General features: G+C 36.4%; 7 protein-coding genes. 4 read left to right on the top strand and 3 right to left on the bottom strand.

Annotation, left to right across the window (positions count from 1 at the left end):
- Positions 1–4: 4 nt before the first annotated feature.
- A complete protein-coding gene (locus PXC01_RS11370; protein WP_276472420.1) occupies positions 5–559 on the bottom strand; it encodes a LemA family protein in 555 nt (184 codons plus the stop codon).
- Between the two features lie 213 nt (positions 560–772).
- Here PXC01_RS11370 and PXC01_RS11365 point away from each other — a divergent pair, with 213 nt between their 5' ends.
- Positions 773–1,495: an alpha/beta hydrolase gene (locus tag PXC01_RS11365; protein WP_276472419.1), complete on the top strand. Its 723-nt coding sequence runs from the start codon at positions 773–775 to the stop codon at positions 1,493–1,495.
- A gap of 78 nt (positions 1,496–1,573) precedes the next feature.
- Positions 1,574–2,173 (top strand): DUF6642 family protein, encoded by a 600-nt coding sequence (locus tag PXC01_RS11360; protein WP_276472418.1) that lies wholly within the window; start codon positions 1,574–1,576, stop codon positions 2,171–2,173.
- A gap of 12 nt (positions 2,174–2,185) precedes the next feature.
- On the opposite strand, the gene PXC01_RS11355 is transcribed toward PXC01_RS11360, so the two are convergent.
- A complete protein-coding gene (locus PXC01_RS11355; RefSeq protein ID WP_276472417.1) occupies positions 2,186–3,064 on the bottom strand; it encodes a LysR family transcriptional regulator in 879 nt (292 codons plus the stop codon).
- A 110-nt stretch (positions 3,065–3,174) separates the two neighbouring features.
- Between PXC01_RS11355 and PXC01_RS11350 the strand changes: the two genes are divergently transcribed.
- Together PXC01_RS11350 and PXC01_RS11345 are read left to right on the top strand one after the other, a co-directional pair.
- Positions 3,175–4,083 (top strand): DUF1338 domain-containing protein, encoded by a 909-nt coding sequence (locus tag PXC01_RS11350; protein WP_276472416.1) that lies wholly within the window; start codon positions 3,175–3,177, stop codon positions 4,081–4,083.
- Positions 4,084–4,590: 507 nt separating this feature from the next.
- Positions 4,591–10,296, top strand: a complete 5,706-nt coding sequence (locus PXC01_RS11345) for an immunoglobulin-like domain-containing protein (RefSeq protein WP_276472415.1) — start codon at positions 4,591–4,593, stop codon at positions 10,294–10,296.
- 488 nt (positions 10,297–10,784) lie between these two features.
- On the opposite strand, the gene PXC01_RS11340 is transcribed toward PXC01_RS11345, so the two are convergent.
- Positions 10,785–11,960: a DUF1444 family protein gene (locus PXC01_RS11340; RefSeq protein WP_276472414.1), complete on the bottom strand. Its 1,176-nt coding sequence runs from the start codon at positions 11,958–11,960 to the stop codon at positions 10,785–10,787.
- Positions 11,961–11,968 lie beyond the last annotated feature (8 nt).

The raw sequence follows: 11,968 nt of genomic DNA, 5'->3' as shown, positions 1-11,968 counted from the left end.
CCAATTAAAAAGAAAATTTAACTGGTTCTTTCTCTTTTGAATTTTCAATCTCAAAAAACTCACCCTTATTGAAGTTGAACATGTTGGCAAATATATTGGAAGGAAAACTTTCAATGGCAATATTGTTTTCTTTAACCGTACCGTTGTAATATCTACGTGCCATTTCTATATCGTCTTCTAATGATGAAAGCTCATTTTGTAACTCACTAAAATTACGATTGGCTTTTAGATCGGGATAGTTCTCGGCAACGGCAAAAAGATTGACCATAGAATTTTTCAAGGCACTTTCCGCTTTTCCTTGTTCATCAACAGATGAAGCGTTTTGCGCTAGATTTCGTGCTTTAGTGATATTTTCAAAGGTTTCTTTCTCATGAGTCGCATAGCCTTTTACGGTTTCCACTAAACCCGGAATCAAATCGTATCGTTTTTTTAAGAATACATCAATACTGCTCCAGCCTTCTGCCATCTCCGTTTTCTTTTTTACCAAGCCATTATACACAGAAATAGCATATAAAAACAAGATTACAACAATGGCAATGACTACAATAAATACAAGCATAAGGATAGTTTTATGCTAAAATAACAGAAATAGTCGAGTTATATTATATACATTATAATCAACTTCCTACTAAACGTAGGCTAAATGACCAAAAGCACTAATTTAAATTAACTGTATTGACCATAAATTTTAAATCAAAGTAATTTGGGTCAACTTTTTGTAAGCATGCCGAGTAAACAAAGACTAAAGGCCCTTTAACCAACTATATTAATTATGAAAACGTTTTTCGCCTTTGTTTTAAGCTTAAGCTCCATTTATATGTTCGCACAGAAAACTATAGACTTTCCTTCTAAAGACGGTTTACTGATTACTGCAGATTATTATGAAGCCAAAGGGAGCGAAACCTTTATACTCCTTTTTCATCAAGCGGGGTGGAGCCGTGGAGAATACAAAGAAATAGCACCCAAACTAAACACTTTGGGTTATAATTGCTTGGCAATTGACCAACGTTCTGGCGGAGCGGTAAATTCCGTTACCAACCAGACCCATAAAAGAGCGGTAGCGGCAGGGAAGGAGACCACATACCTAGATGCTTATCAAGATATTGAAGCAACCGTAGCTTATGTTAAAAAAGCATATTCCCCAAAGAAAATCATTATTTGGGGCAGTTCCTATTCTTCTTCTTTGGTGCTTAAATATGCAGGTGACCATCATGATCAGATAGATGCTGCCATGGCATTTTCTCCCGGAGAATATTTTGGCAAAGACGATTTCATAAAAAATAGTGCCACACACATTAACGTACCTACGTTTATTACTTCCGCACAAAATGAACAAGATAATTGGGCCGCCATAAACCAAGCGATATCAACTACAACAAAAGTAACCTATGTACCGGCAACGGCAGGAAATCATGGTTCGCGAGCGTTATGGGAAAAGTTCAAGGATAATGATGGCTATTGGAATGCCGTAAAAAACTTTTTAAAGCAGTTATAGTTTATCCCTAAAACGCTAAGAAGAAAACAACAGTTGCTGTAATTTTGTATTTCATACACCTCAAATACATACAAAATATTGCTAGAAAAAAGACGACAATTACCCCAAACCCAATTAACAGATGAAGACCATTTCATATACTGTTTAGAAGGTGTCGAAGATATAGAAAATGAATTGCTGACCGAAGCGCAACAAAGCTTGGAACAATTGGCCATGAAATATGGTATTGCAAGTATTTATAAAACATGCGATACTATTGAGGGTATGGAAGACAGTCTAAACGCACTGGTCTTAGATGATCATAATTTTAAGGATTATGAGATTATCTACTTGGTCATGCATGGCGAAGCCAATAGTATTTGCCTAAACGATTACTATTACACCTTACAGGAAATTGCAGAGATTTTTGAAGGGCGATTAAAAGGCAAGATACTGCATTTCTCCAACGCCAAAATTCTAGATTTGGACGAAGATGAAGCCCAGTACTTTTTAGACATCACCAACGCAAAAGCCGTCTCTGGTTATGGTAATGCTTTTAATGGCGTTAGCAGTGCCAACCTAGATAAAGCCTTTTTTAATCTTTTTAAAGAAGATGATAATATGTTCGATGTGGTCGAAGAGCTACACCAAAGACATTACAGTGTCTGTAAGTTGTTAGATTTTAGGCTGTATTATTAGAATAGAACTGCCTTACAGCATCTTCAGAAAAAAGGATAATGCCAAATTTGTGTTTTTTTGGAGCCAAACGGCAAACAGCTCGGTTTCCTGAGGTACATTATCCAATTCAATGAATTTAATTTTAGTATTGTGGTCATCCCTAAGGGAGTTGGGCACTATAGAAATACCCAATCCGCCTTCCACTAGCTTAAAAATTGTAGGGGCATGAATTGATCGATGCGATACTTTAGGAGCAAATCCATAATCATTACAAAGCGCTACAATTTGGTCATAGTACATTTGACTATTCTCGTTTGGCAATAAGATGAAAGACTCATCTGACAATTGCGACACATCCTTAAAATTAGATGTAGAAATTGCATGATCTCTTGGCAATACCAAAGCGAATTTTTCTTTAAAAACCGACTTGATTTTCAATGTAGCGGGAACAACATTAGAGCGTATAAATCCAATATCAATTCTTTCAGCTTCCAAAGCGGAAAGCTGATCGGTGTTACTAAGATCGTTCAGATAAAATTCAATATTCGGGTGCGTTTCCGTAAAATTCTTGATAATAGTGGGCAAGTATTTTTGCATTGCAGATCCTACAAATCCAATTTTAAGCAATCCTTGTTTGCCAGAAACTGCAGATTTCCAACGTTCCATGGATACGGTAGCCTGATTTTGTATCAGCATTGCCTCTTGTTTAAAAAGAATTCCCTCAGCACTTAAGCGCACTTTTCTATTGTTGCGCACAAACAAACTCTTCCCCAAAATTAACTCCAAACGCTGTATCTGTTGGCTCAGGGCAGATTGTGAAATGTATAATTTCTCTGCCGCCTCACGATAGTGTAATGTATCTGCCAACACTAAAAAGTAGTGGAGATGTCTAAATTCTAATTGATTAGTCATACTTATCAATAAACATACAATGTTAATTGTTTATTGTTAAAATAGATAAGAACTTTGAATAATAATTATAGCTAATTAAACTTACCATCTATTCTAAATACCTACGTGCTATGAATTTTCAAAAAAATACTTCTCTAGATAAAGTGTTGAACGCTTTATTTGTTCCCTATAAAAAAAGTGTTACCGACGTAGAAAAAATCTCCAAGGCAATGATCGATACCCATATGATTTCTAACGAAGATGAAATCGTAAACGATCATATTGCGTTTCGTACCTTAGGTGTTCCTAATTTGGGAATTTCTTCTTTTGAAAAGATATTTTTACACTACGGATACACCAAAATGGACTCCTATTATTTTCCAGGTAAAAAACTAGATGCCTATTGGTATGCACCGCCAAGCCCGGAGTATCCTAGAATTTTTATTAGTGAGCTAAGAGTACAAGACCTATCTACTAAAGCGCAACGTATCATTTCTGAATATACCAACGCCATCAACACAGACCCTATAGATACTATTGATTTGGACGATACAAAAGCAGTTGGCGATTTTTTCTACCAACCGTTATGGAAATTGCCAACGTTAGCCCATTTTCAACAATTATCGGAAGAAAGTGAATATGCCGCTTGGGTAATCTACAATCGTTATTATTTAAATCACTACACCATTAGTGTTCATGATTTACCTTCCCCATATAATTCTTTAGAAGTATTCAATGAATTTTTAGAAGGATTAGGAGTTGTGCTTAATACCTCTGGCGGAAAGATAAAAACCAGCAATGACGGTTTATTACGCCAAAGTAGTTCGGTTGCCGAAATGGTAGAAGCAACCTTTTCACATAACGAAATTATGAAAATTTCAGGAAGTTATGTAGAATTTGCAGAACGCTCCATACTGCCAGAATTTGTCTCTTTAGATAAAAATGAAATACAAAGAGAGCATAGAAGGGAAGGCTTTGAAGCTGCAAATGCTGATAAAATATTTGAAAGCACTTATTTGGAGCAGACTTCCAAGAAGTAATGGTTTTTACTGGTTACAGTTCTTATTGAACATGGTAATTACATAACTTCTAACCTTTAGTGAAAGGTATATGTCATTGGTTTTTTAAATCAGCTTTTAATTTATAAATTAAAAGCTGATGATTACAGCTATATATCTCAAGTTGAAATTGGGTGAGTTTATTCTATAAGTGCTATTATTTTTTTGTTTAGTTCTTCAACTGGATTATTCTTAAATTTTCTATAAGGACTATAATTTACTAGTCTTTCTTCTTCAATTATTCCATAACACATTTACTATTTCCAATTAATGTGTTTAAGAATCTTGCCTATATTATTATTTTATTCTGAGGCTCAATGGGTAATTTAGCTCAAGTTTTATCTTCTTTTTTTTTTTAAATCCCCTAATAACTGCGCTTTATCCATTTATTTCAAAATATCTTTCTCTCTTCTGCGTTGAACTAAAGCGAAATTTTAACAAAAAAAATTTCAGATACTATTTGTTTTCAAGAACATACAGCAAACATCTATGAAGTTAAAACTACTTTTCATCATTCTACTCCTTGTGGGTGTAGGGAATCTAAATGCACAATGGAGCAACGAGCAACGACAAATAGCCAGTAATAATGCAGAAGGTGATTTCTTTGGGGGTGCCGTTGCGATATCTGGAGATTATGCTATAATTGGCTCAAAAAGTAATGATGAAAACGGAACTGACAGCGGAGCAGCTTATATGTATGAAAAGGCTATTGACGGTACTTGGAATGAAATACAAATACTTCTACCTAGTGATGCAGATGAATACCACCGCTTTGGTGAATCTGTCGCAATAAATGGGAATATTGCCATCATAGGGGCACCTGGTAACCCAGCTGTATATGTTTTTGAAAAGTCGGTCGATGGCTCATGGATAGAATTACAAAAACTAATCGCTAGTGATGGCCCCATTGGTAACACTTTTGGTAACTCCTTATCTATATCGAATAACACAATTGTGATAGGGGCTTTTAGGGATAATGGTTCAACAGGCGCTGCTTATATATTTGAAAAAAGTACTGATGATACTTGGGTTGAAGTAGTGAAAGTAATTCCTGAAGATGCTATTTATGGTTACGGCTTTGGAATCTCAGTATCCGTGTCAAATGATATGGCGATAATAGGCGCATTCTCAGATGATGAAAGAGGTCGTGACAGTGGCTCTGCCTATATTTATGAAAAAAATGCAAATACATGGATTCAAACACAAAAACTCTTTGCAAGTAATAGTAGTAGATATAATAGATTTGGAAAATCTGTGGCCATTTCATCAAATGTTGCTATAGTTGGTGCCGTTAACGATGTTTATATATTTGAAAAAGAAGCAGTTACAAATTGGATTGAAGTCGATAAACTGCATGACTATAGAAATGGTCAACTGGGAAATGCAGTAGCTGTATCGGGAAATGTAGCTTTAGTAGGTGCTTTATTAGATGATGAAGAAGCCCCAGAAAGTGGCTCTGCCTATTTGCTACGTAAATCAGCGAACGGTCAGTGGGATAATATTCAAAAAATTAATGCCAGTAATGCCGCTTTAGGCGATAAGTTTGGCGGAGCTGTTGCTATTTCTGGAGATGATGCGCTAGTAGGTTCCTCATTTAAAAATACAAATGGTCAAAACAGTGGTACGTCATACTTTTTTAATTATACCCCTACAACAAATCAAAAACCGCAACAAACTGCTTATGGTACTTTAAAAGTAGCGGAAAATAGTGATGACATTCTAAGGGATATCAACGCCACTGATGACACCGATACAGAAGGTAACGGGTTACGTTACACCTTAACCACCAAATACGGCTATGGTTTAGATAATGACTTGTTTACGTTAACGGAAGATACGGGCATATTCTCATTTAAATATCGCCCTGACTTTGAAAATCCTCTTGATAGCAACAAGGATAATATATACAACATTCAAGTAACGGTAACCGATAGTGGCGGATTTTATGCATATAGAAATTATACTATACAGGTAACCGATGTCAATGAAACCATTTGGGGTAATATACAAAGGGTAATGGCAAATGATTATTTATCCGGTAGTTGGTTTGGCAATTCCGTTGCCATTTCAAATGATTTTGCCATAATTGGCGCTAATGGCCATGATGATTTTGGCATAAAAAGCGGCGCTGCGTATTTATATGAAAAAGATACCAATGGTAATTGGCTTGAGGCTCAAAAACTAACCGCAAGCGACAGTAATACGAACGATTATTTTGGTAGTGCTGTTGCCATTTCTGGAAATACCGCTGTTGTAGGTGCTATTGGTAATGATGATAATGGAGATAACAGTGGTTCGGTCTATGTTTATGACAGAAATGCAAACGGTACTTGGCTACAAACACAAAAATTACTGGTTGATAATGGTACTTCAAATAGTAATTTTGGTACCTCGGTAGCGATATCCCCAAATTATATAGTAGTCGGTACACACCACACAGACGCGAATTTAACAGATAAGGCTTACATATTTGAAAAAGATGTAAATGATAATTGGGTGCAACTTCAAGTACTTACCGCAAGCGATGCGGTCTTAGGCGATGATTTTGGAGTTTCTGTCTCTATATCAAATGATAAAATAGTAATAGGTGCCGCACGTAATGGAAGTAATGGCAATGATAGTGGGGCGGCGTATATTTTTGAGAAAAGTTCAGATGGTTTATTCACAGAAACACAAAAAATAGTTGCAGGTAATGCTTCATTTGGGCATAGATTTGGTTCTTCGGTGGCTATTTCGGCAAATACAGTCATAGTGGGTTCTCCTGGTAGTAATGATGATGGAAACGGTAGTGGGTCTGCTTATATATTTGAAAAGGGTACAGATGGCAACTGGGTAGAACAAGAAAAACTCACAGCTAGCAATGCAGCTTCTAATAACTGGTTTGGTCAATCAGTATCCATTTCTAATAATAGGGTAGTGGTAGGCTCAGATGAGAATGGAGTAGGTAGGGGTTCCGCTTATTTATTTGAAAAAGATACTAATGGAACTTGGTCAGAACTACAAATACTCGACTCTAGGCCTAATGCAGGTTATGATAGTTTTGGCGGTTCGGTTTCCATATCTGGCGACGTGGCCGTAGTAGGCGCAAGAAATGACGATGAATACGGCGCTCATACCGGTGCAGCTTATTTTTTTGGTGGCACACTTTCAAATCAAGCTCCTAGATTAGAAGCGAACGCAAGTGCTACCGTTGTTGAAAATACGACATCAATCGTACTGGATATCAATGCATCTCACTATAAAGACACAGATGGCAATGGTTTGGTCTATAGCCTTACCACATTAAATAATGGTGGATTGGATAATGATCTTTTTACGCTAATAGGCGATACGGGTGAGCTTTCATTCATCACCCCTCCGGATTATAGCGAACCCTTGGACAATGGTGCAAATAATACTTACAACGTTCAAGTAACGGTAACAGACAATGTAGGTCTTACTGCAACGCAAGAAATTGAAATTAGCGTTACTCCCTCCAATCAGGCACCGGTTCTAACTTCTACGCAATCTTTTGATTTCGATGTAAATGGTAATAATACCGTTTTTAAAGTGACCGCAACAGATGATAGCGATTCAGAAGGTAATGGTTTGGTATACAGCTTTTCAACGGATGATAACGCAGGAGCGGATAATTCGTTATTCAACTTGAATGATCAAAATGGTGAGTTTTCATTTAATATAACTCCTGACATTGATAACCCTTTGGATAATGATACCGATAACGTTTATAATGTTCAAGTAACGGTAACGGATAGTGAAGGATTATCTGCCGTTCAAAATATTTCTATTACTGTCATCGATATAACGATTTGTACGAACAATCAAAGCATTAGCCCCAGCGATGCCATGATAAGGGATTATTTTGGTAGGTCTGTTGCCATATCGGGTAATACGGCCATTGTAGGAGCCAACGGAAACAGCGCAGCCTATATATTTGAAAAAGACGCCAATAACAATTGGGTAGAAATTCAAAAGCTTCAGGCCAGCGACACCAGTTCATATAATGACTTTGGTATTTCAGTGGCCATTTCTGGCAATATAGCTATTGTAGGTGCCTCTAACACGGATGATAACGGTACCGGTAGTGGTGCTGCCTATATATTTAAAAAAGATGCTAATAGCCTTTGGATCGAAATTCAGAAACTTTTACCTAACAATAATGAATCTTATAATCGTTTTGGTTTTTCCGTTTCCATTTCTGGTGAAGTTGCTATCATTGGTGCAACAGGAGATAATGAAAAGGGTCTATCAAGTGGGTCGGCTTATATCTTCGAAATGGAATTTAATGGCTCTTGGATAGAAACGGCAAAGCTTACTGCTTTCGACGGTGGAACTTTAGATATGTTTGGCTATGCAGTATCCGTTTCTGCTAATAAGGCCATTGTGGGTAAATACAGCGAAAATGAGAATAACGCCGCTAATGGTGCCGCTTATATATTTGAAAAAGATGTGGATGGCAATTGGTCGCATATTAAAAAACTGACGCCTAGCAATAATGCTCGGGTAGATTACTTTGGCAGATCTGTCTCCATTTTCGATGATGTTGCCATAGTAGGTACATATAATTCTTATTTGAACGATGGTAATGGATCAGCCTTTATATTCGAAAAAAGTTCTTCTGGTAGCTGGAACGAAATACAGAAGTTAACCGCTAGCAATGGCAATAGGTATGACTATTTTGGATATTCCGTAGCTGTTTTTGAAGATGTGGTCATGGTAGGTACAAATGATGTATATGGTTTAGCTAAAAATTCCGCCTATATTTTTCAAAAAGAAACAGATGGTATTTGGACGGAATCTTATAATCTGGTTGCCGAGGGTAATACTGGCGTAGATTGGTTCGGATCGTCGGTAGCCCTCTCAGGGAGTGCCGCTATTGGTGGTGCAGATAGTCGAGATTACGCTCAAATCTTTTCATGTATTTCTATACCTGATAACGATAAACCGATGATTGTATTAAAAGGGGAGGACCCCATTGAAATAAACGAAGGCGACACTTATTTCGAGCCTGGTTATTCTGCTACGGATTTAGTTGACGGTAGTCTAACCGATAATGTCATTGTAGGTATGCAGAATGTAAACCTAGGTCTAGCTGGCACATATGAAATTACCTATAATGTTAGCGATGAATCCGGTAATGCTGCAGATGAAGTTAGTAGAACCATTAATGTAATTGCCGTACCTATGGATACCATTAAACCCATAATTGTTTTAAATGGCGATAATCCTTTAGAACTTAATGTAGGTGAACCATTTGTAGAAGACGGTTATTTGGCAACAGATGATGTAGACGGTGATATAACAGACCTTGTCATGGTAGATACGACCGATTTAAATATCAATGTTGCGGGTACCTATAGTGTAAGGTACAATGTTGAGGATAGTGCTGAAAACGCTGCAGTTGAAGTTGTTAGAACCATTGTCATTAATGAATTGATTAGTCCGCCGGTTCAACTAGCACCTAATGATATTAGTATACTTTTGAACTCGCCTTCTTGTCCTAGTTCTTCTAACGGAAGCATAACTATTATCAATGATAGTGAATATGACTTAATTGCAACACTCTCAGGCGATGGTATTGATGTAATGGCTGTGGATCTTGCCCAAAAGAGCTCATATGTTTTTCCAAACTTACCATCGGGTCAGTTTGTTATTAATTTTGAAGGTTCATATGTAGAAATTAACGCTCCTGAATTCAATGTGATGGTTCCAGAGTTAGAGGCTATAGGTATTACGAACAAGAAAATAGACCAATCTGCTGCCTTAGGCCTTATAAATGTCACGGGAAGCAAATCATATCAAGTAAAAACCGATAAGGAACTTTTAGTATTCGAATTTTCAAACACCGGATTAAATAGTATTGAGCTCCCTTTAAAAACCGGGCAAAATACTTTTGAAATAAAAGGAACTTCAGATTGTCAAGGTATAGAGACAGTCACTTTTCAATTTAATGAATTAAGTTTATTTCCAAATCCAGTTACAGAGTGGTTAACCGTATCAGGGTTCAATGCCGAGGGTGAGGTCACTATTTTAATAGCAGATGTAACAGGCAAAGTAGTGATGAATACTAGACAATATATTGAAAATAATACGCTTAGAATAAAAATATCAGATACGCTAACATCGGGCATGTATGTGTTGAGAATATCTAAAAATGAAAAAGACAAAGCTGAATTTAAAATTGTTATTAATTAAGGTAATATTCTCTAAGTAATTTATCAGCTAATATATACTTAAATATTCCAGTAAAAAAAGGTCTGACTTACTATGTACAACAACCTTTCAAATACTCTATTCTCAGAAAATATATAAATGTTCTATAATTTATATTATGTAAAATAGAATGTTTAATAACCCCACTATTAGTTACTTATTTTAGCCCTATTAGAAACATTGTAAAATCTAACTTATAAGTCCACCAACATCATCTCACCGACTTATAAATCATCCACAGGATAATTAAAAAGCTCGTGTATGTAAAATAGACTTTTAAACAACCCACTATCTTATACAAATTTCATCATTATACATAACCTAGGAAATACTAACTTATAAGTCCACCTTCATCGTCCCACCGACTTTTAAATCATCCACAGGATAATTAAAAAAGCTCGTGTAAATCATGCACAGGATAATCTAGAAACTCGTGTGAATCATTCTAAAATCAATTAAAAACATTCGCGCTATTTCGGCATAAACTTATTGTGGTCAGATTTCGCAAAATCTTTTTGCTTACCAGATTTCAGCTCGTCTAATTTCGCTTTTTCTTGTGCAGCTTTTATCATTTCCGGAGAATCTTGTTCTTCGCTTGCCCAAAATTTCCACCAGGGTTTAGATTTCTTTACAGTATCCTGTTTCTGTTGTTTTGAAACTACCGGTTTTATTTTATCGCTCTTATTAGGAATAGTTTCCTTAGGTTGGTATTCTGTTTTAAATTTTTCCGGTGTCGATTGTTTAACTGTTTCAGGTTGCTTTGGCTTGGATGTCGCTGTTGGAGCTATTAGATTACCATCATGCAAAAACTTAAACTGTACTTTGCTAGATGCCAATGCCTGAGAAATGGTCTGCAACATCTCATTCTTCTCAATTTGCTCTATTATAGAATTGCATTTATCAATAAGCGCTTGATCTTTAGAAATAGCACTACTTAAATTAAAAGTAATCTCGCCTCCAAAAGACTTACGTTGTAAAATCATGAGCATTACTTGCTGAAACGATGTATTTATATCGGTAACCAGTTCTTCTATATGCTTACTTTTTAGAGCTATGCTATAATTCTGTTCCTTATCCTCAGAAATCACAAAATTATCCTCAGATTCGTTTTTAGGTAATTTCTCTCCTCCCATGGCAATCACTTCCCCGTTTTGAACCAGAAATACTTTATCTGAAATAGGATCTTGCTGCGGATTATCAAAATACTGCTTTACCATCACCGGCAACTTTAAACGCATTTCCGAATTAGCATCTATAGCGATCAACACACCTTTAAAAGGAATACCCACCATTAGCGTATCGCACTCTAAATCGGCCGCGACCTTAATCATAAACGCAGTATCTAAAATCTTTTCACTGGCATACTCATGACCTTCGGCAAACAGTACATTTGTACCCTCTGCCTCTGTAATTTGATACGGGACATCTATTGCTTTTAGATTTGCTAGCGCCTCTTTTTTAATAGCTGGAAACCTAGCGTACAAATCAGATTCATCTGAAGCACCTTCATATACCATGGCATTGCCACTATCTTTACCATAAGCCACTACCGGAGCAATACTATCATTGAATAAAAACTCTTTGAACTGCAGTTTTTCGTCTTTACGGTAATCAGATGTTTTTAGGATCGGTAATAAGGTATTCATCAAAAATT

The sequence above is a fragment of the Maribacter huludaoensis genome, from assembly GCF_029350945.1.
GTDB lineage: Bacteria > Bacteroidota > Bacteroidia > Flavobacteriales > Flavobacteriaceae > Maribacter > Maribacter huludaoensis.
This window is presented reverse-complemented; position numbering and strand designations above follow the sequence as displayed.

Coding starts and splice junctions, on each gene's coding strand:
- PXC01_RS11370 (WP_276472420.1), bottom strand. CDS start 559: ATGCTTGTATTTATTGTAGTCATTGCCATTGTTGTAATCTTGTTTTTA.
- PXC01_RS11365 (WP_276472419.1), top strand. CDS start 773: ATGAAAACGTTTTTCGCCTTTGTTTTAAGCTTAAGCTCCATTTATATG.
- PXC01_RS11355 (WP_276472417.1), bottom strand. CDS start 3,064: ATGACTAATCAATTAGAATTTAGACATCTCCACTACTTTTTAGTGTTG.
- PXC01_RS11350 (WP_276472416.1), top strand. CDS start 3,175: ATGAATTTTCAAAAAAATACTTCTCTAGATAAAGTGTTGAACGCTTTA.
- PXC01_RS11345 (WP_276472415.1), top strand. CDS start 4,591: ATGAAGTTAAAACTACTTTTCATCATTCTACTCCTTGTGGGTGTAGGG.
- PXC01_RS11340 (WP_276472414.1), bottom strand. CDS start 11,960: ATGAATACCTTATTACCGATCCTAAAAACATCTGATTACCGTAAAGAC.